At 63.1% G+C, this 18,790-nt stretch carries 19 protein-coding genes; 5 read left to right on the forward strand and 14 right to left on the reverse strand.

From position 1 onward, the window contains the following. Window positions 1–48: 48 nt before the first annotated feature. From hpaE to ACW5CM_RS02815, 3 genes are read right to left on the reverse strand one after another with little or no spacing between them, the layout of a single operon-like run. On the reverse strand, window positions 49–1,545 hold the full coding sequence (gene hpaE / locus ACW5CM_RS02805; protein WP_457124128.1) for a 5-carboxymethyl-2-hydroxymuconate semialdehyde dehydrogenase: 1,497 nt from the start codon (window positions 1,543–1,545) through the stop codon (window positions 49–51). 13 nt (window positions 1,546–1,558) lie between these two features. After that, entirely contained in the window at window positions 1,559–2,236 is a 678-nt protein-coding gene (locus ACW5CM_RS02810) for a GntR family transcriptional regulator (protein WP_457124129.1), read from the reverse strand. Then, a complete protein-coding gene (locus tag ACW5CM_RS02815; protein WP_457124130.1) occupies window positions 2,233–3,684 on the reverse strand; it encodes a fumarylacetoacetate hydrolase family protein in 1,452 nt (483 codons plus the stop codon). Before ACW5CM_RS02815 ends, ACW5CM_RS02810 begins: the two co-directional genes overlap by 4 nt. Before the next feature lie 129 nt (window positions 3,685–3,813). Here ACW5CM_RS02815 and ACW5CM_RS02820 point away from each other — a divergent pair, with 129 nt between their 5' ends. Further along, on the forward strand, window positions 3,814–5,679 hold the full coding sequence (locus ACW5CM_RS02820) for an FAD-dependent monooxygenase (RefSeq protein ID WP_457124131.1): 1,866 nt from the start codon (window positions 3,814–3,816) through the stop codon (window positions 5,677–5,679). A 51-nt stretch (window positions 5,680–5,730) separates the two neighbouring features. Here ACW5CM_RS02820 and ACW5CM_RS02825 read toward each other — a convergent pair whose 3' ends face one another. The 3 genes from ACW5CM_RS02825 to ACW5CM_RS02835 form a co-directional block, all read right to left on the reverse strand. After that, the gene (locus ACW5CM_RS02825) at window positions 5,731–6,480 is read right to left on the reverse strand and encodes a MerR family transcriptional regulator (protein WP_438253237.1); all 750 of its coding nucleotides are present in this window, start codon (window positions 6,478–6,480) and stop codon (window positions 5,731–5,733) included. 12 nt (window positions 6,481–6,492) lie between these two features. Beyond that, window positions 6,493–6,987: a VOC family protein gene (locus ACW5CM_RS02830; protein ID WP_457124132.1), complete on the reverse strand. Its 495-nt coding sequence runs from the start codon at window positions 6,985–6,987 to the stop codon at window positions 6,493–6,495. A 71-nt stretch (window positions 6,988–7,058) separates the two neighbouring features. After that, window positions 7,059–7,538 carry a MarR family winged helix-turn-helix transcriptional regulator gene (locus ACW5CM_RS02835; RefSeq protein WP_457124133.1) on the reverse strand — a complete coding sequence of 160 codons (480 nt, stop codon included), beginning with the start codon at window positions 7,536–7,538 and terminating at the stop codon, window positions 7,059–7,061. A 72-nt stretch (window positions 7,539–7,610) separates the two neighbouring features. Between ACW5CM_RS02835 and ACW5CM_RS02840 the strand changes: the two genes are divergently transcribed. After that, window positions 7,611–8,483 carry a DMT family transporter gene (locus ACW5CM_RS02840; protein ID WP_457124134.1) on the forward strand — a complete coding sequence of 291 codons (873 nt, stop codon included), beginning with the start codon at window positions 7,611–7,613 and terminating at the stop codon, window positions 8,481–8,483. Between the two features lie 155 nt (window positions 8,484–8,638). Here ACW5CM_RS02840 and ACW5CM_RS02845 read toward each other — a convergent pair whose 3' ends face one another. The 5 genes from ACW5CM_RS02845 to ACW5CM_RS02865 all read right to left on the reverse strand — a co-directional run bounded on the left by ACW5CM_RS02845 (window position 8,639) and on the right by ACW5CM_RS02865 (window position 12,332). Continuing rightward, entirely contained in the window at window positions 8,639–8,848 is a 210-nt protein-coding gene (locus ACW5CM_RS02845) for a hypothetical protein (protein ID WP_438253241.1), read from the reverse strand. Between the two features lie 215 nt (window positions 8,849–9,063). Continuing rightward, window positions 9,064–9,675, reverse strand: a complete 612-nt coding sequence (locus tag ACW5CM_RS02850; RefSeq protein WP_457124135.1) for a LysE family translocator — start codon at window positions 9,673–9,675, stop codon at window positions 9,064–9,066. A gap of 257 nt (window positions 9,676–9,932) precedes the next feature. After that, window positions 9,933–10,814 carry a DUF2705 family protein gene (locus ACW5CM_RS02855; protein ID WP_438253243.1) on the reverse strand — a complete coding sequence of 294 codons (882 nt, stop codon included), beginning with the start codon at window positions 10,812–10,814 and terminating at the stop codon, window positions 9,933–9,935. After that, on the reverse strand, window positions 10,811–11,773 hold the full coding sequence (locus ACW5CM_RS02860; RefSeq protein ID WP_457124136.1) for an ABC transporter ATP-binding protein: 963 nt from the start codon (window positions 11,771–11,773) through the stop codon (window positions 10,811–10,813). Before ACW5CM_RS02860 ends, ACW5CM_RS02855 begins: the two co-directional genes overlap by 4 nt. Before the next feature lie 52 nt (window positions 11,774–11,825). Continuing rightward, the gene (locus tag ACW5CM_RS02865) at window positions 11,826–12,332 is read right to left on the reverse strand and encodes a VOC family protein (RefSeq protein WP_438253245.1); all 507 of its coding nucleotides are present in this window, start codon (window positions 12,330–12,332) and stop codon (window positions 11,826–11,828) included. Between the two features lie 89 nt (window positions 12,333–12,421). On the opposite strand from ACW5CM_RS02865, the gene ACW5CM_RS02870 reads away from it, so the two are divergent. The 3 genes from ACW5CM_RS02870 (at window position 12,422) to ACW5CM_RS02880 (ending at window position 16,139) form a co-directional block, all read left to right on the forward strand. Continuing rightward, window positions 12,422–13,192 carry a helix-turn-helix domain-containing protein gene (locus ACW5CM_RS02870; protein ID WP_438253246.1) on the forward strand — a complete coding sequence of 257 codons (771 nt, stop codon included), beginning with the start codon at window positions 12,422–12,424 and terminating at the stop codon, window positions 13,190–13,192. Between the two features lie 255 nt (window positions 13,193–13,447). Continuing rightward, on the forward strand, window positions 13,448–13,954 hold the full coding sequence (locus ACW5CM_RS02875) for a GNAT family N-acetyltransferase (RefSeq protein ID WP_457124137.1): 507 nt from the start codon (window positions 13,448–13,450) through the stop codon (window positions 13,952–13,954). Between the two features lie 1,114 nt (window positions 13,955–15,068). Continuing rightward, entirely contained in the window at window positions 15,069–16,139 is a 1,071-nt protein-coding gene (locus tag ACW5CM_RS02880; RefSeq protein WP_438253689.1) for an alkene reductase, read from the forward strand. Window positions 16,140–16,349: 210 nt separating this feature from the next. Here the strand turns inward: ACW5CM_RS02880 and ACW5CM_RS02885 are convergent, their stop codons facing one another. The 3 genes from ACW5CM_RS02885 to ACW5CM_RS02895 all read right to left on the reverse strand — a co-directional run bounded on the left by ACW5CM_RS02885 (window position 16,350) and on the right by ACW5CM_RS02895 (window position 18,480). After that, window positions 16,350–16,895, reverse strand: coding sequence for a hypothetical protein (locus tag ACW5CM_RS02885; RefSeq protein WP_439256082.1), 546 nt, complete (start codon window positions 16,893–16,895; stop codon window positions 16,350–16,352). Between the two features lie 482 nt (window positions 16,896–17,377). Then, on the reverse strand, window positions 17,378–18,097 hold the full coding sequence (locus ACW5CM_RS02890; RefSeq protein WP_457124138.1) for a hypothetical protein: 720 nt from the start codon (window positions 18,095–18,097) through the stop codon (window positions 17,378–17,380). After that, window positions 18,094–18,480, reverse strand: a complete 387-nt coding sequence (locus ACW5CM_RS02895; protein ID WP_457124139.1) for a PadR family transcriptional regulator — start codon at window positions 18,478–18,480, stop codon at window positions 18,094–18,096. Before ACW5CM_RS02895 ends, ACW5CM_RS02890 begins: the two co-directional genes overlap by 4 nt. Between the last annotated feature and the right edge of the window lie 310 nt (window positions 18,481–18,790).

An 18,790-nucleotide genomic window follows, 5' to 3' on the forward strand; every position in this document is an offset into this window, starting at 1 on the left:
GAAATGCGACCTGAGCGGGAAGGCGGGAGTGCGGGAAGGCGGGAAGGGTCAGTTCTTTCCGAAGACGGGATTGTGGACTTCGCCGAGGTTGATGTGCACGGCCTGCTGATCGGTGTAGAAGTCGATCGAGCGGTAGCCGCCCTCGTGCCCGAGACCGGATGCCTTCACTCCACCGAACGGGGTGCGCAGGTCCCGCACGTTGTTGCTGTTCAGCCACACCATGCCAGCCTCGAGGTCGCCAGCGAAGTTGTGTGCGCGTTTGAGGTCGTTCGTCCAGATGTACGCGGCGAGGCCGTATTTGGTGTTGTTCGCCAGTGCGAGGGCCTCTTCATCGCCCGTGAACGGGGTGATCGCGACAACCGGGCCGAAGATCTCCTCCTGGAAGATCCGGGCGTCGGGGTAGACGTCGGCGAACACCGTCGGTGCGACGTAGTTGCCGGTGTCGAAACCTTCGGGGCGTCCGCCTCCGGCGACCAGGCGCGCCTCGCTCTTGCCGATCTCCACGTAGCTCATCACCTTGTCGTAGTGCTCCGGGTGCACGAGCGCACCGACCTCGGTAGTCGGGTCATTGGGCAGACCGACCTTCACGCGCTTCGCCTGAGCTGCATACTTCTCCACGAACTCGTCGTAGATCGAGTCTTCGACGAGGATGCGACTGCCTGCCGTGCAGCGTTCGCCATTGAGGGAGAACACCCCGAAGATCGTCGCGTTGACGGCGGCTTCGAGGTCGGCGTCGGCGAAGACGATCGCGGGGGACTTTCCGCCGAGCTCCATCGACAGACCCTTCAGGTACGGGGCCGCGTTGGCGAAGATCAGCTGGCCGGTGGAGCTCTCGCCGGTGAACGAGATCAGCGGAACATCGGGATGCTTCACAAGCGCGTCACCGGCATCCTCTCCGAGACCGTTGACGAGGTTGAACACGCCCTGCGGGAGCCCAGCCTCCTCGAAGATGTCAGCCCACAGAGATGCCGAAAGCGGAGTGAACTCGGCGGGCTTGAGAACGACCGTGTTGCCGGTGGCGAGGGCGGGGCCCAGCTTCCAGGACTCGAGCATGAACGGCGTATTCCACGGGGTGATCAGGCCTGCGACCCCGATCGGCTTGCGATTGACGTAGTTGATCTGACGCCCCGGTACCTTGTACGTGTCATCCGCCTGCGCGACGATCAGATCGGCGAAGAAACGGAAGTTCTCCGCAGCGCGCCGGGCCTGACCGAGCGCCTGCGTGATGGGTAGGCCGGAGTCGAATGACTCCAGTTCCGCGAGGCGCTGATCGCGAGACTCGACGAGATCGGCGATCTTGTGCAGCACGCGCGAGCGCTCGCGCGGAAGCATCTTCGGCCACGGCCCGTCCTCGAAAGCACGTTTGGCAGCGGCGACAGCGAGATCGATGTCTGCCTTCTTGCCGGCCGCGGCAGTGGTGTAGTTCTCGTTCGTCACCGGATCGAGTACGTCGAAGGTGTCGCCGTCGACCGAATCGACGAAGGAGCCATCGATGTAATGCTGGATGCGAGCGGGGAGATCTGCGGGGATACGTGAATCAGTCATAGTTCCTCCGGTGTCAGTGCACGTGCGTGCCGACGGCCTCGTCGGGCTGCGTCTGGGTCAGATAGGCGTCAAGAGTGGATGCATGGTGGAGCCGGGCTGCACGCTCGATCTCTGTGATCGGTGCACTGCTCTCGATCAGCGCCACGATCTGCTCGTGTTCGCGCACCGAGTCGTGCGCGCGACCGGGCACGAAGCTGAAGGTCGAGTCGCGCAGGCGATTGAGTCGCGACATCTCCAGCGTGACGAGTTCGTGCAGGCGCGGGTTCGGGCACGGTGCGATGAGCGCCGCGTGGAAGCGCTGGTTTAGCTGCGTGAAGGCGGAAGGATTGAAATTTTCCAGCGTTTCGATCATCTGTGCATTGATTGCCCGCGCGAGCTTCAGATCATCAGCGGTGAGGTGCCGCGCCGCAAGCGCTGTCGCGCTGCCCTCGAGGATGCTGAGGGTCTCCATGCTGTGCCGATATTGGGCATCATCGACCATCGCCACTCTCGCGCCCACGTTGTGCTCGAAGTGGACGAGTCCTTCGGCTTCGAGCTGCCGGATCGCCTCGCGCACCGGCACCACGCTCATGTCGAGTTCCCCGGCGATCGTGCCGAGCACGAGTCGGTAGCCGGGGGTGTAGGTCTGCCCGGCGATGCGCTCCTTGAGCCAGTCGTACGCGCGTTGCGATTTGCTGAGGGTCTTGGTCATGCGCGTTCCGCCTCGTACTTCGCACGCCACTGGGCATTCATCGGAAACAACCCATCGACCGGATGCCCCGCCTCGACCTGTGCGGCGATCCAGGCGTCCTCCTGTTCCTGGGCCAGTGTTGCTTCGACGACCTCTTCGACGAGTGACGGAGGGATCACAACAACGCCGTCTCCATCTCCGACGATGATGTCTCCCGGCTGGACGGCGGCACCGCCGCAGGCGACGGTCACATCGAGGTCCCACGGCACGTGCTTGCGACCGAGTACTGACGGGTGAGCGCCCTGCGAGAACACGGGCAGACCGATACGCGCGACCTCATCGAAGTCGCGCACACCGCCGTCGGTGACGACCCCGGCAGCACCGCGGGCATGGGCGCGCAGGGCAAGGATGTCGCCGAGAGTGCCGGTGGTGGCATCCCCGCGCGCCTCGATGACGATGATCTCTCCTTCGCTGACGGCATCGAACAGACGCTTCTGAGCGTTGTAGCCTCCGCCGTGACTGGCGAATAGATCCTCGCGGGCGGGGATGAAGCGCAGCGTTCGCGCGGTGCCGACGATCTTCGTGCCGGCGATGTTGACGGCGACGCCGTCGATGAAGCAGGAGTGGTGTCCGCGCTTGCGCAGTTGGGCGGAGAGCCCAGCGGTGGGAGCGGCTTCGAGCTTCGCGCGGAGTTCGACGCTCAACCCGGTCGTTGAACGAGACGGAAGATCTTCGGTCGGGGCCGTTCCCCAGGCATCCGCACGCTGCTTGTCATCGACAGCAGGGAGCGACCCGAGCGATTCGTCGAACGCGGCCGAGCCCTGCGTGACGGTGGTGACGAGCCGACCAGATGACGGTGCGCCTGGTGCGTTCGGGGCATCCACCTCCACCTCGACGACGTCGCCAGGAACGATTACGGACGATCCGGCCGGCGTCCCCGTGAGGATGACATCCCCGGTCTCGAGCGTGAAGTGCTGCGAGAGATCGGCGACGAACTGCGCGAGCGGGAAGATCAGTCCCGCAGACGTGTCATCTTGACGAAGCTCGCCATTGACCCAGGTGCGCACCCGGATGCCGGATGGATCGATCGTGCGAGCATCGATGAGATTCGGGCCGAGAGGTGTGTAGCCGTCTCCGCCCTTGGAGCGGACGTTCGAGCCCTTGTCGTTGGCTCGTAGATCGTAGAGGCCGAGGTCGTTGGCGGCGGTGACCGATGCCACATGCGACCAGGCATCCGCCAGACTGACGCGGCGTGCAGGGGTGCCGATGACGAGCGCGATCTCACCCTCGAAGGCGAGCAGCTCGGTGCCGGCGGGGCGTTCGACGGTGTCGCCGGATGCTGCAACAGAACTGGCGACCTTGAAGAAGTAGGAGGGGTGGGCTGGGCGCCGTCCGCGCTGATCAGCACGGGACGCATAGCTGAGGTGGATTGCGATGATCTTGCCGGGGCGGGCAATCGAGTCCGTCACAGTGGGCGCCTCCTTGCGTCGTGAGTCTCGCTCTTGTGCGATGTATTTGAAATCGTATATCATCCTGAGATCGGGCCGCAAGCATTCTGCATCCAGCCCGAGACAACGACGTCACCAAGGAGCATCAAGATGCAGTTTCATCACCACGGTTACGTTTCTGAGAACCCACGGGTCGTCCCGGCTGCGGGCTGGGGTGTCGAACGCCCGGTCGACCTGCCGGATGAGACGGATGTGCTGATCGTCGGCTCTGGACCCGCCGGCATGCTGCTGGCTGCGCAGATGTCGCAGTTTCCCGATGTCACGACACGGATCATCGAGCGCCGCGACGGTCGTCTCGTGCTCGGCCAGGCCGATGGCATCCAGCCGCGCAGCGTCGAAACTTTCCAAGCCTTCGGATTCGCCGAACGGATCACTGCCGAGGCATACAACATCGCCTATATGAACTTCTGGGGGCCGGACCCGGACAACCCCGACAACATCATCCGCACCACGCGTACGGAGGATTACGGACTGAAGATCAGTGAGTTCCCGCATCTGATTGTCAACCAAGCGCGCGTGCTTGACTACTTCGCCGAGGCAGCAGCCTTCGCGCCCGGCCGGATCATCCCCGACTACGGCATCGAGTTCCTCGATCTTTCCCGCGATGGCGAAGGCGAGTATCCGGTCGCGGTGCAAATTCGGCACACGGCGGGGGAGCGCGCGGGTGAGGGACGCACGATCCGTGCGAAGTACGTCGTCGGATGCGACGGGGCGCGAAGCGGTGTGCGCGAGGCGATCGGACGTCAGCATGTGGGCGAATTCTCAGCCCATGCCTGGGGAGTCATGGATGTGCTCGTGAACACCGATTTCCCCGATTGGCGTACGAAATGCGCGATCAACGCGAAGGCCGGGAACATTCTGCACATTCCCCGCGAGGGTGGATATCTCAGCCGCGTGTATGTCGACCTCGGCGCGGTCGCGACCGACGACAACCACCGGGTGCGCCAGACGCCGATTGACCAGATCATCGAGAAGGCCAATGAGGTTCTGCATCCGTACACGCTCGACGTGAAGGAGGTCGCCTGGTCAAGTGTCTACGAGGTCGGCCACCGCGTCACGGACGGTTTCGATGATGCTCTGGATGACACGCGTGCTCCGCGTGTGTTCTTGACCGGAGATGCCTGTCACACGCACAGCGCGAAGGCTGGCCAAGGCATGAACGTTTCGATGCAGGACGGATTCAACCTGGGCTGGAAGCTCGGATCGGTGCTCACCGGTCGCAGCCCCGAGTCGCTCCTGGCGACGTATTCGGCAGAGCGGCAGCCGGTTGCGCAGCAGCTGATCGATTTCGACCGCGAGTGGTCAAGTCTGATGGCACGCAAACCTGAGGAGATTTCCGACCCGCAGGAGCTGGCGAACTACTACCTCGCCACCGCCGAGTTCCCTTCGGGATTCATGACGCAGTACCCGCCGTCGGCGATCACGGGCGGTTCCGCCCGTCAGGCGCTCGCGGCGGGGTTCCCGATCGGGAAGCGGTTCAAATCCGCCGAGGTCGTGCGGGTGTGTGACGGCAACGTCGTGCATCTTGGTCACCATGCGAGGGCGGATGGTCGCTGGCGTGTTTATGCGTTCGCGGATGCGGGCGGTGTGCGCCTTCGGGAATGGGCAACGGCGGTCTCGCCGATGATCGCTCGGGTGACTTCGGCGGATGCTGATGAGGATGCCGTCATCGATGCCAAGGTCGTCTATCAGGAGGCATTCGAGGATGTCGCGTTGCTGGAGGCGCCGGACTTGTTCCTACCGAAGACGGGACCGCTGGGTCTTACGGATTGGGAGAAGGTCTACGCCGCCACACCCAACGTGTGGACGGACACCGACATCTTCGTCGAGCGCGAGCTCGCGCGGGACGGCGTTGTGGTGGTCGTGCGGCCCGACCAGTACGTCGCGGCCGTGCTGCCGCTGGAAGCCACATCGGAGCTCGGCGCCTTCTTTGATGGTGTGTTCTTGCCAGCCTGATCGTGCTGCCGCGACGCGCTGCTTGGCGCATCGCTCCCGGGCCTGATGGCTCTACGGGAGGTTCGTCTCGATCCAGGATTGGATTGCGGTGCGGATGAGTTCAGCGTTGGCCTGACCGCCGTAGGTGGCGGCGAACCGTGGGTCAGTGACGTAGAGGTGAGAAAGTCCGGTGTACGCGTCCCTGTCGGGCTTTCGCCCGTTCCAGTACTCCGTGACCCATTTGTAGTGGCCTCCGACCAAAGTCTGAAATACATCCGACGTCGGGTCCACGTTCGACTCGGCCGCCTCGCGAAGCGCAGCGTTCACGTCCAAGCTGCGTTCATCGTCAGCCCGACGCGCTTCGTCCGTCATCTGGTCGCGGCGCTTCGCACTGCGTTCCCAGGCGTCATCGCCCCAGCGCTGTCGTACTTCGGTTTCGTACTGGCTCTGATCGACGCCAGCAAACACCTCTTCGATGCTCATATGTTGGCCTTTCTGGACCGCGTTCAGTGTCTGCCTCACGACGGTGATCTGTTGGTTGGTTCGTTCTCTGCGCTCTTCGAGGAGCGCGAGGTGCGATTGGATCGTCTCAGCGAGCGACTTGTCGTCGTCGAGGGCGATTTGGATCGTGGCAAGCGGCAATTCGAGTGCCCGCAGAGAGAGGATCCTGTACAGCCGAGACAGCTCTGCTTCGCCGTAGAACCGATAGCCGTTGCTCGCCACCCGTGAAGGGTGGAGCAAGCCGATCTGCTCATAGTGTCGAAGGGTTCGGCTGGTGAGCCCAGTTGCCCGGGCCACTTCCTTGATCGGCCATTCCTGCACAGCTATTCCCTCCTATTGCCGGGGCGTTGAGCCGAACGAAAAGCCGTCGGGAAGGTCGAAGTCGCCGGAAATCTGATCACTCGCCCAAACCTGCGCCTGAGCCTGATCGGCCGCACGTGGCGCGGTCAGGGTCACGGTGTTGCCATCTGCGTCAGAGAAAGACACATCTGTCGTGAACCAGGGTGTGTTGAGCGGACCGGAGACCCCAGCGCCCGCCGTTCGCAGGCTGTCGGCAACTCTGTCTAGGTCGACGTCACCGGCAGCAAATGACGCCGACGTTGTGCCGCCTCCCGGAGCGCCTTGTGTCATCAAGATGTCCTGATACTTCTGGCGTCGCAGGTGAACCAGCGAGGGGATGCCGCCGGGCCCGGGGATCGTCGCGAGAGTCACGAACCCCGCTTGGGCGTATAGCGCTTCCGCCGCAGCAAGGTCGCTGACTACAAGGTTGATGAACATGGGCATGGGGTAGATCGACCGGTCGATGATCGGTCCTGTTTTCTCTGTCATATTCACAACCATTCCAGTTGACGTTACGGCAGAGTCAAGCCGGACGGGCGAACCGATGCAGTGTGGGAATCTTATGCATTGCCGATTCGGCTCAGAAGCAGTGCCAAGGTGGTTTGCTCTTGTCGGCTCAGCGACGACAGGATGGCTCGTTCGGTTCTAATGTGGTCCGGCAGCGCCTTCTCGATGACTTCCTTCCCCGAGCCGGTAAGTGCAACGAGCGTGCCGCGGCCGTCGTCTGGGTTTGCCTCGCGCGCCACGAGTCCGCGGGTCTCCAGCTTGTTCAATCGCTGCGCTACCGCGCTCGTGGAGATCATTGATTCCCGCGCGAGTTCTGCTGGGGTAAGCCTGTAGGGGGCGCCGTTGCGCAGCAGCGTGGCCAGCACATCGAAGGACGACGCATCTAGGCCGTGTTGGGCGAAGGTGTCGGCCAGCCGGGATTCGATAGCCAGAGCCGCGCGGCTCAAGCGGCCAATGACGGCCATCGGTGAGGCATCGAGCTCGGGCTTTTCCGTTCGCCACTGTTCAAGAATGCGCTCTACCTGATCTGTCATGAGTTGAGCCTAGGCTTTTGCTAAGTGCTTAGCTACACTAGCTAAGTGCTTAGCAATCGAGGTTTCCTGGTCTTGACCACTGCCCTTGCGCCAATCCTGTGGGGGACTACTTACCTGACGACAACCACGTTTCTGCCCGAGGGCCGCCCGCTACTTGCAGCAACGCTGCGCGCACTTCCCGCTGGCCTGTTACTCCTGGCCGTCTGTCGCGAGTTGCCGAGGGGTGCATGGTGGTGGAAGTCCTGGGTGCTCGGGGTTCTCAATATCGGGGCGTTTTTCGCGTTGCTCTTCATCGCGGCATACCGATTGCCTGGTGGCGTTGCCGCGATCGTTGGCGGTATCCAACCGCTTGTCGTCGCGCTTCTGGCCAGCAGACTTCTTCACGAACGGTTGACAGCCCGCGTCGTAACGGCGGGCCTCATGGGCGTTTTCGGAGTTGGCATGATTACGCTTCAAGCTCAAGCTCGCCTTGATGTTATTGGTGTTCTGGCAGCCCTCGGCGGCACGCTCTCCATGGCCACAGGGATCGTGCTTTCCAAGAAGTGGGGGCAGCCCGCGCCACCGTTGACAACGACCGCTTGGCAGCTAGTTACTGGCGGACTCACTCTCCTCGTGGTCATGATCTTGGCCGAGGGGCTCCCCAACGTCGCGCTAACGCCGTCAAACCTGGGTGGTTACGTCTACCTTTCCCTTGTGGGTACTGCATTTGCATATGTCATGTGGTTTCGAGGCATCTCCAGGCTTCCCGCGAGCACCACTGCATTCCTCGGTCTGCTCAGCCCGGTAATGGCCATAACGCTTGGATGGGCAGTAGCCGGGGAGAGCTTCACTCCGCTGCAGGCGCTCGGAATATTTCTCGTGTTGGGGTCGATCGCTTCCGTGATCATCACCAAGAAGTCGAACCGTCCCGTCCCGCACGAAGAACTCGTCGGGAAAAGTCCCTGATCGTCTTTGCGCAGCCAAGCTGAGATATGAAAAACGGGTCAAGTGCGGAGCGCGATGGATGCGAGATAGCCGAGGCTGTGAGCTCATTCGACGATCGATGCCGATCGCGAGCGTGACGACCATCTCGCATCCCTTTCGTGGGCAGCACGCGCTGACTACGGGCGATGGTGATTGGATCGCTCGTTGCCGTGCTTGTAGTTCCCGGTTACTCGTGCCATCAGTTGCTGGGGGTCACGGCGCTCAACGTCGGCGAGGAACTTTCGCGCGGCAGCATTGCGGAGCGTTGCCGCGTGTCGCCCGTGGTGACGAATCTCCACCTGGGGACCAACGACGGTGAACTCGAACCCCTCTGCTGCGCCTGCCATCCCAGTCAGCATTCCATACGGTCATCGATGATGACAGGACCGTGTCCGTACTGACAGAACTCTGTCAGTACGGCCGTCGGGGAGGGGAGTCCGAACGAAGCCGACGTTGCGCGAGCAGGGCGGATGCCCGTTCGAGAAATGGTGCCGCCGTGGTGGTGACGGCGAGCCGGGGGGATTCGTCGAGCGGCTTCGGGCCGTAGCTGGATCGTGGCGGGCTATCGGGTTTCGAGGGCGAGGCGGCCAGCGAGCAGGACGTAGGTTGCGGCGAAGGTGCGGCGCAACCACGCCATGACCTTCGGACGGGTGATGACGTGGGTGCGCATCGTGGCCGCGAACACCCCGTACAGGGCGAACACGATGAACGTCAGGGTCATGAATACGAGGCTGAGCCACACCATGTGCCAGGTGCCGTTGGCCGCGCGCGCGGGGACGAACTGGGGCAGGAATGCGAAGAAGAAGATCGTCAGTTTGGGGTTGAGGAGGTTGATGAGCACCGCGGTGCGGATGACCCGCCAGAACGATACCGGAGTGGTGGAGGCGTCGACGTCGACCATTGACTTGTCGCGAAGGGTCTGCCAGGCCAGGTAGAGCAGGTAGGCCACACCGAGCCATTTGATGGTTTGGAACGCGATCGCGGAAGCGTTCAGGATCGTGGCGAGCCCGGTGATTGCGGCGACCATGTGCGGGATGACACCGAGGGTGCAGCCGAACGCGGCGACGATGCCGGCCTTGGTGCCGCGGGAGAGGCCTGCGGCGATGGAGTACACGGCACCGGTGCCGGGGGTGGCGACCACCACGAGCGTGGTCAGCAGGAATGCAATGCTCATCAATCGTCCGTTCAGTCGTTGAGTGTGGCGGCCACGACGACCAGCGCCAGAGCGAATGGGGAGGCGATGTATGACAGCCACGCAGGATGATCGGCGAAATTACCATTGTGAGCCTCCTCTCAAGGTCAACGGCGGCGTCAAATCGCCGATCGCTTCGACGCCCGCGTTCCCCGACGACACCGGGTCAGCCATCCTCTTGGCCGGGGATAGTCCCCCGGCATGCGGGGCCATTATGGGATCCGGCGGAACATGACACGTCAGCCGAGGTCGCGGCGCGCGAAAAGGATCCAGCTGGTGGCGCCGGCGATCACGGTCCAGCCGATGAGCACCGCGATGGCGGCGCCTGGCGTGGTCACCGCCGTGACGCCCGCGACCATTTGTCCGTCCGGAACGAGACCGGCGGCCAGCGATGACGTTGCCCCGACCGGCAACAGCCCTTGCACGGTTTCCAAGAAAGGCACGACCGGCGCGAGTAGGCCGATCGCCAGGGATTCCACGCCCAGCACCCAACCGACCGCGATCGCCACGGCTGCCAGAACGCTTCGGGTGAGACTGCCGATCGCGAAGCCCAGCGCGATGAACGCGGTGGCTGTGAGCCAGACCATAAGCAACGCGACGATGAGATCGCCGACGGGCGGAAACTCCATGCCGCGATCGGCGACGACGGCGACTCCGACGCTGCTGAGCACGCTGGTCAGCAACGTCACGGCCGCGGCCAGCGCCGCGATGAGCGCCACGTTGACCAGTCGCGCCACCAGAAGCGATGCACGGCGCGGGAATCGGGACACGATCGTGCGGATCGTGCCACGTGCGTAGTCCGAAGCGCCCAGGACCGCGCCGAGAATCGCGAACTGGGGCGCACCATACAGCGGCAAAGATGCCAGCGGGTAGTAGGCGGTACCCCGCGGAAGCATCGTCTGCAGGATCTGCTCCTGTTGCTGGGCGGTATACCACTCGGCACCCACCGTGGTGAGGTAGCTCGCCAGGTAGGCGAACACCACAATGCATGCCGCCCACACGCCCAGCGACACCCACACCGCCACGCGGCGCCCGGTGAGTACGACTTCACCGCGAAGCGCGCTGCCGAAGTGGGGCGCTCGCGGGGGTACTGCGACGAGCGTGACAGGCCCTGTGGTCATGACCGACTCCTCGCGGACTGGGTCTGAGTCTGGATGCGGGCGTCGGGCCCAGCCTGTTCAGCGAGTTCGCCCCGGGTCGGTTCGGAGATGAGTCCGAGGAACGCTGTCTCCAGCGACTCCCGAACCTCGACGAGCGCACTGACCTCCACACCCGCGGCGACCAACGCCTTGTTCAGTAGGTGGGGCTCGACCCGGTCGTCGAGCCGAACCTGGATACGCATCGCCGTCTCCTCGGATGAGGTCAGCCCGAGCTCTTCGGCGACGGCCACAGCGCGGTCGGGTGAGTCCACCTCGACCTTGACCCAGCGTCCCCCGGAAAGTCGACGCCTCAAGTCGTCCACATCTCCCTCCGCGATCAGTCGGCCCTCCGCAAGCACACCGACCCGATCAGCGACGAGCTCGACCTCGCTGAGCAGGTGGCTAGACAGCATCACCGCGCATCCGTCTGCACGCAACTCCTGCACGATCTCACGCATACCCACGATCGACTCCGGATCCAGGCCATTGGTCGGCTCGTCGAGCACGACGATGCGGGGGTCACCCAGTAGTGTGGCCGCGACTCCGAGCCGCTGCTTCATGCCGAGCGAGTACTGCCGGTAGGGGCGGTGCCGATCCGACGTGTTCAGCCCGACCCGGTCGAGTGCATGGTCGGCATCGGAGCGCGGCATCCCCCAGTACTCGCAGAGCAGGGTGAGGTTGCTGTGCCCCGACATCGACGGGTAAAACGCCGGTCCTTCGATGAGCGAACCGAGTGTGCTGCCGTGGACACGGAAGCTCCCGCTTGTGGGGGATACTAGCCCGGTGAGCATCCGCAGGAGCGTCGTCTTTCCCGCGCCGTTCGGTCCGACCAGACCGTAGACCTCGCCGGGGCGCACCCGCAGTGTCACGCCGTCAACGGCCCGGATCCCGCGCGGGTAGGTCTTGGTGATCGCATCTGCTTCGATCGCCCAAGGGTTCATGTTGTCTCCTTCCCAGAGCTTCAACACATACAAGCCGGTCGACTCGCCCGCGTCACTCCGCGGCGACCGACGCCGCCCACTCGGCGATGTGCGCGGCACTCTCCTCTTCGGAGAGGTCCTCGACGCGTGTCATCACCGACCAGCGGACGCCGAACGGATCTCGGATGCTGGCGAACCGATCGCCCGACACGAACGTCGACGGCTCCTCGCGCACAGCGGCACCGGCCGCCACAGCGCGGGCGGTGACTGCGTCGACGTCGGAAACGTAGATCCCGATCGAGTAGCAGTTCTCATCACCCTCCGGCGCGCGCACGGTCCCGTAGGCCGGACTCGGCTCTCCGATCTGCAGCAGCCCCAGTCCGAAGTCGAGGCCGGCGTGCACGACGAGCCCGTCGAACTCGGTAATATCAGTCACCCGAGCCCCGAAGACGTCACGGTAGAAGTCCAGAGCCACCTTCGCCCCGGCGATCGCGAGGAACGGGGTGAGCGTCGTCGCGACATTTGGGCGGCCGTCAATGGTGTGGGCACCGGTCACCCCGGTGCGGTTGGTCGTTGTCATGACCCCATCGTGTGGGGTGAAGGGCGCCTGCGGCTTGGAGATTCGCGACAACCCGCGCGATGTCGGCCCCACGTTCTACACTGGAGTGCGTGACCGACCCGACCCGCGGGGTGCTGTACCGGGATCGACTTCCACGGTTCACGCGGATGCCGCCACCGGATGCGGCATCCGATCTCGTGGCGTGGTTCTGGATCCCGCAGTGGAACCTGCCCGCAGGAGTCGAGTCGCGCCAGCCGATCCTCTCGTACCCCGCCGCGAATCTGGTCGTCGAGCCGACCGGTGTGACGCTATGGGGCGCCACCACGCGGGTGTCGGAACGCGTTCTCCGCGGAAGCGGGTGGGCTGTGGGTGCCCTGCTGCGACCAGCGGCATTCGCGCGGCTCTATGACACGCCCAGCACGCTCGTCGACACGTTCACGACGCTCGATGCGCCCGAGGTTCACTGCCTCGTCGTAGCCGCGATGCCCGACGCCGACGCCGCGGTCGCCGCTATGGCGGCATGGCTCGTCGATCGGGTGGGACCGCCGACCCACGAATCCCGCCTTGCGAACGAGATGGCAGATCTGCTCCTAACGGATGCCGCCATGCTGCGCGTGGAAGACGCGGCCGAGCGGCTGCACGTCTCAGTACGCACCCTCCAGCGGCTCGCCCACCGGACCGTGGGAGTATCGCCGGCCGCTGTCATTCGCCGCCGACGACTGCAGGAGGCGGCGCAGCGCATGCGCGATGACGCCGACGCGTCGCTCGCGAATGTCGCCGCCGAGCTCGGCTACGCCGATCAGGCGCACCTCGCAAACGACTTCCGCGCGGTGCTTGGACTGACCGCATCGGAGTATCGCACCGCTAGTCGTTCGCAATGAGAGAGGATGACATAGCGCTGGGCCTTCGACGCCCGGTCCGAGAAGATGCCGGCATTGGCACCGCCCGAGAACGATGCCAAGTACTGGGCGCCGCTCTCGCGCGAGCCCGCCACGTGCTGCCATCCCGCATCCCCGAAGAGGGCCGCAAATTTGCACAGGTCCCAAGCCGACCAGACAAACCGTTCCGTTGACCGGAACCCTTGCGGGACCGCTCGGGGTGTCCGCAATGGATCGGTGAGCAGCCACAATGGTGTGGTGTCTCTAATCATTCGCCGTGCTGATGCTTCGGATGGCCCCTTTCTCGCCGAGATGCTCGTTGCAGCGGCCTTCTGGCGACCTGACGGGCCGAACGGCAGCGTCGCAGAGGTTCTGAGCCAGCCGGAGCTCGCGCACTACATCACGGGCTGGCAACGCCCGGATGATCTTGGTGTCATCGCGCTGGACGAACAGCAGCCCATAGGAGCCGCCTGGGTTCGATTGTTGTCCGAGAGTGACCGTGGCTACGGCTTCGTGGACGCCGCCACACCCGAGCTATCGATGGGTGTCGTGCGGGCCTGGCGGGGACGCGGGATCGGATTCCGCTTGCTCGACGCGCTAATTGATGCCGCACGCGAGCAAGGGCTGACGGCGTTAAGCCTGAGCGTGGAGCCGGACAACTACGCGAGGCACCTGTACGAGCGCGTGGGCTTCCGGAAGGTGGACGAGGTGGGCGGGTCACTGACCATGCTTCTGCGACTCCACGAGTCGATTGATGCCGGGTAGTCATTTGCTTGCGTTTGGCCCGTCCCGTTAGCCGTACGTCGAACGCAACAGCACTGCATTGCGGATCGGGCTCGCTGCGTGCTGTGTCCGAGACAAGACGTCAGCGCAGTCATAGACACCCTCGTGCGACGTTCGCCAGCGTGCTCGGAGAATTGCTGCTGACGGCGGGTGTGCATGCCATTCAGGTATATCGACCAGTTGAAGTTGAATGACGCGATCGTTGTCGAGACTCCAGACGGCTGGTACACCTACCGCTTCCCAACCTTGAGTACGTCAAACCCAGCGAAATCGGCGTACTCCTCGATGTACCCCAAATGCCCGAGATGCAGACCGATGATCGTCACATCACCCTCACTGCGTGTTCTCCATTGGGCTCGCTCGCCGAGCGCATCTGAGTTGGCGCTGGCTCTGGTTGCTCTTGCCGTATCCGACTGTGTGGCTCGCGGTTGTTCTTGTTCGCGGTGTGACAGATGGCTGGGTGCCCTATGGATTCCTTCTCCCAGAACGCGGTATCGGCTCGCTTGTCGGCCACATTGCCGGACTAGTCGCTGCCGTCACCATCGCCGGGACGATCGTTTGGATTGCGAGCAGGCTGCCCGGAATTTGCCTTCAATCACGAGAGCTATCGCCCACGCTTACCAAGATGTGGTGGCCCTTCGCTCCGAAATCCGCGGCCGCACAACGATGCCGCTGATCAGATCATCTCTGCTGCATGCGTCAGATAACCGGGATCCTGCTATGGGCCGTGGCGACGGTAGGCGGGGTGTTCGGCGCAGGGTGGTTAAATCTGACCGGCCTCGGTTGGTCAGGTGGCTTCTTCAAGAGGATCTACTGGGATGAGTCGGAGAGCGGGATCGGGGTTGCCTTTGGGGTTTTCGGTCTGCTGGTTTGGCTGGCGCTTCTAGGCGCTTCGTTCGTGGTCATGCGCGGCGGAGATCCACCGGCGGACTGCGGCCTGAGGCTGTGACCTTGACCCCGTTGGTGGAATACGCGCGCCCCTCTTCCGGTTGGGTTCCGGGGGTGCTCGCCGTGAGTCGTCTGCTGATCGGGTTGAGAGTGTCCTGTGCTGTCTGATGCATGCCGTGAGTGAAGGAGTACCCGCGTGTCCCTACTGATGAGTCCGCTCGATCTTGGCTCCATTACGATCCCTAACCGGATCGTAATGGCACCCCTGACCCGGGCGCGGGCCGGTGACCAGCGTGTCCCCGACGACCTCACGGCCGAGTACTACACGCAGCGAGCCGGAGCGGGTCTGATTATCAGTGAAGCGACCTCCGTCAGCCCGCAGGCAGTCGGCTACTACGGCACGCCGGGTATCTGGAACGACGAGCAGGTCGCCGGGTGGCAGAAGGTCACGCAGGCGGTGCATGCGGCCGGTGGGCGCATAGTCCTCCAGCTGTGGCACGTTGGGCGGATCTCTGATCCGGAACTCCTAGGCGGCGAACTCCCCGTTGCTCCTAGCGCTGTTGCCGCGGCGGGACGGGTTAGTCGCTTGCGTCCCAAGCGGGCGTACACTCAGCCTCGCGCACTTGAGCTCAGAGAGATCCCCGGCATCGTTGAGGATTTCCGCCGCGGGGCGGACAACGCTAAGCGCGCCGGCTTCGACGGTGTGGAGATCCACGCGGCCAACGGGTATTTGATCGACCAGTTTCTGCAGGACAGCACGAACCACCGCTCCGACAGGTACGGGGGCACGGTCGAGAACCGCGCCCGGTTCCTGCTGGAGATCACCGATGCTGTGAAGGAGGTCTGGGGGCCGGATCGCGTGGGTGTGCATTTGCGTCCGCGCGGTGAAGAGCACGATATGGGTGACAGCGATCCCCGTGCTCTGTTCGGTTACGTCGCTGAGGAACTGGGAAAGCGCCGGATCGCCTTCCTGTTCGTCCGCGAGACCGAAGGCTCGGACAGCCTCGTGGGTGATCTTCGCCGACTGTTCGACGGGCCGGTGATCACTAACGAGGAGATGACCGCCGACGATGGCGCGCGCCACATCGAGAGCGGGAGTGCTGACGCGGTGGCATTCGGCCGTGACTACATCGCCACTCCAGACCTCGCAGAGCGTATCGCCGTGGGCGCTGCTCTGAACACGCCGATTCCCTCGACGTTCTACCCGGACAGTGCTAAAGACCCCGCCGTCGGCTACACCGACTACCCCACGATGTCTGACATGTCAGTGACTAACTGAAACATTCTCGCTCAGAAGCCACACGGTTACGGTGCCAGCATAGGCAGTCTGAATGCGCAGCCAGGAGGCCAGACGGAGTTACGCCCGAGGTCTGTCCTAGCGCCACGGCGTGGTCCGCGGGTTCATACGACGAGGATTTCGCTGGAGTCCTCGACGACGCGTGGACCGTGACGTCAGCCGAATCACAGCCAGCGTCTCGCATCCCATGGGTTATGAGCGGTCCCGGGCACCGGGCAGGGGAAGGTTCAAACTCGTCAGACTTGCTTCGAAGGCAGCGTTCCGCGATTTATGGCTGAATCCGAGCTGCAGCACAGGCGAGGGCCGAGTGAAGCAATACATCTCGATCGTGGTTCCGTTGATTTCCCAGACCGAAGATGCCTCGTCGAATTCGCTGGCAGTGATGTCGGCGGGTGGACCATACACAGATCGAAGCCGGGAGAAGATGGAGCGGTATCCGAGGGCCGCACTCTTGTCCTGGCCATTGATTCCCTCGTACAGGAAGAAATTTATCGAAAACAGCTCACCTTTGTGTGACGCCCAAGAGGCATGAAGGACGGGCAAGCCAGTACTGACGAGCTCGCCCCCGTATCCCCGGTGAAAGCCTTCTTGCCCTTCTCCCTGATGGAAGCCCAGCTGACGAAAGTAGCTGCCCTGATCAGCATCCCTGTCCGGCCACCCCAACGTTGTTACCAGTTCGATCAACGCGATAACCGATTCCGGACTGGGTACCAAGGTCGCGTCCGTCATTTCGTCCATGGCAGCACGATACATGTCGGTTCCGCTCACGTACTGGCGGATCTATCGGGATCTGCTCGAAGAAGCGGGGAACGATGACCACCAACGAGAGTGATCAGTGCGACATGCGTGCTCGAAGCGGCAGTCAGTCGCGCAGTCGCTGACGACGATCCCGAAGGAGGGTGGTCGCGTGAGACAAAGCGAGCAAGACCATGGCAGCGAAGGTGAACCAGACACCACCCCCGACTGCACCGAGAAGGAGCAACGCCAAACAGACAATGGCAAAGATGCTTGCGAAGATCAATCCGCCCCAGGCAATCTTAATTCCGCGTTCAGACGTTCGCATCCGTCCACGATGCCATTCCCCCACGCCGACGTCCAGAGCGTCTACGCAGGTGCGCTCTCGACGAGTGCACGAGCGCTCCAAACACGTGCACCGACATGTCTCGTATCGCATGGGTTCTGAGACACCGAGGTTATGAGACACAAACAAGTCGACGCGTTCACCTTGTGAGGAGAAGAATCACCAGGCCCATGATGATCGCGGAGATGGGGAAGAGCCAGTTGGTTACCATCACGAACACTCGCAGACCGTGCGCGGGACCTGTTGGTAGCGCGGCCATGGGTTCTGTGATGTCATCGATTGTGCCGCGTCGAAGCGTTCGAATCGTGTTCAAGGTCGACAAGAGGATCATTGCCGCCCCGCTGCCCATGAGCCAGGGGAGCGGGTCGAAGGCGAGCCAAGCTTCGGATGGTGTCGCCGGTGCCACGGCAGCTGCGAGAAACCCGAGTACTCCACCGGTAACGACCAGGAGAACGAGCAGCCATAGCCGCCGGATCGCGGCCCGAAAGTAAAGCGGCAAGAAGGAGATTAAGAGCACCGGAGCGGCCTTGAGGGCTAGCTGAGCGGGAGAGATCAGAATGGCTTCACCTTGCGCCCAAGCAGTCCCTGCTTGAATGAACAGCAAGAAGGCAGCGAGTCCGAGTAGCGATGGCCAGAGCCCCCTAGACGCCCAGCCTCTTCCTGGCTCTCGAGGTAGCTCGAGTGAAGCGGCGTAGACCCGCGCAGGGCCGAACGCTTCCGTTGCGCTCTGACCTGAGTCCGCGAGAAGTTCACGGGCACTCGCTACCGCGTCGCCAATCGAACTTCCGAGCACATCGCGCAAACGAAGCTCCACAATGAACTCATCGATCCATTTCTTGTCTGCAGTAGTGGTAGTCATGCGATGCTCTCCTTGCGGGGACGTGTGGCTCCCAGGTAGTTGTTACTTACTTCGGTGAAGCGCGTCCACTCGTGGCGCAGCCGCTCAAGTTCAGCGCCACCGAGCTTGGTGAGAGCAAAGTACTTTCGGCCCGGGCCAGCTTCGCCAGGACGCCATTCCGTGACGACCATCCCTGCCGTTTCGTATCGGGAGAGCAGCGGGTAAAGTGTGCCGCCTTTGATCGTGCCGAGACCATGCTGCTCAAGTTGCCCAATGATCGCGTAACCATAAGACGGGCCTGCTTCCAGCGCGCGCAACACGAAAAGTCCAAGTGTCGCCCGCAGCCAATCGCTCGGCCACTCACCGCCTGCCGGTTGAAAACCGTCTTGAATTGTCGCGCTCATGACTATATTGTCTCTCTAAGTAGTTAGAGTGTCAATTTCGACGGAGGAAAGCCTCCAAATGTCGAGCCAAACACATGTTGCCAGGAGCCGCGTTGCCTCCTTTGAGGGTTGTTCACGAGACACACTTAGGCTGCTTCGCCACCGACCTAATCGTTGGGCCCTCGATTCCCGCCGGGCCCCGCCAAAGAAATATCCGACCAAGTGTCAAACGGGCGCATTGAAGCTGTCTCTTATCCCTACGGTTACGAGACGTCTCATCGACCCCACTCGGTTAGTAGCGCGCAACGCGTGTCTCGCATCCCATGGGAAA

The organism is Microbacterium wangyouchuni (genome assembly GCF_054072595.1).

What these genes read in the sequence shown, in the direction of transcription:
- ACW5CM_RS02880 (WP_438253689.1), top strand. Translation starts at nt 15,069, where the DNA reads ATGAGTCCGCTCGATCTTGGCTCCATTACGATCCCTAACCGGATCGTA.
- ACW5CM_RS02885 (WP_439256082.1), bottom strand. Translation starts at nt 16,895, where the DNA reads ATGGACGAAATGACGGACGCGACCTTGGTACCCAGTCCGGAATCGGTT.
- ACW5CM_RS02850 (WP_457124135.1), bottom strand. Translation starts at nt 9,675, where the DNA reads ATGAGCATTGCATTCCTGCTGACCACGCTCGTGGTGGTCGCCACCCCC.
- ACW5CM_RS02890 (WP_457124138.1), bottom strand. Translation starts at nt 18,097, where the DNA reads ATGACTACCACTACTGCAGACAAGAAATGGATCGATGAGTTCATTGTG.
- ACW5CM_RS02845 (WP_438253241.1), bottom strand. Translation starts at nt 8,848, where the DNA reads ATGGCAGGCGCAGCAGAGGGGTTCGAGTTCACCGTCGTTGGTCCCCAG.
- ACW5CM_RS02865 (WP_438253245.1), bottom strand. Translation starts at nt 12,332, where the DNA reads ATGACAACGACCAACCGCACCGGGGTGACCGGTGCCCACACCATTGAC.
- ACW5CM_RS02810 (WP_457124129.1), bottom strand. Translation starts at nt 2,236, where the DNA reads ATGACCAAGACCCTCAGCAAATCGCAACGCGCGTACGACTGGCTCAAG.
- ACW5CM_RS02835 (WP_457124133.1), bottom strand. Translation starts at nt 7,538, where the DNA reads ATGACAGATCAGGTAGAGCGCATTCTTGAACAGTGGCGAACGGAAAAG.
- hpaE (WP_457124128.1), bottom strand. Translation starts at nt 1,545, where the DNA reads ATGACTGATTCACGTATCCCCGCAGATCTCCCCGCTCGCATCCAGCAT.
- ACW5CM_RS02860 (WP_457124136.1), bottom strand. Translation starts at nt 11,773, where the DNA reads ATGAACCCTTGGGCGATCGAAGCAGATGCGATCACCAAGACCTACCCG.
- ACW5CM_RS02820 (WP_457124131.1), top strand. Translation starts at nt 3,814, where the DNA reads ATGCAGTTTCATCACCACGGTTACGTTTCTGAGAACCCACGGGTCGTC.
- ACW5CM_RS02895 (WP_457124139.1), bottom strand. Translation starts at nt 18,480, where the DNA reads ATGAGCGCGACAATTCAAGACGGTTTTCAACCGGCAGGCGGTGAGTGG.
- ACW5CM_RS02855 (WP_438253243.1), bottom strand. Translation starts at nt 10,814, where the DNA reads ATGACCACAGGGCCTGTCACGCTCGTCGCAGTACCCCCGCGAGCGCCC.
- ACW5CM_RS02830 (WP_457124132.1), bottom strand. Translation starts at nt 6,987, where the DNA reads ATGACAGAGAAAACAGGACCGATCATCGACCGGTCGATCTACCCCATG.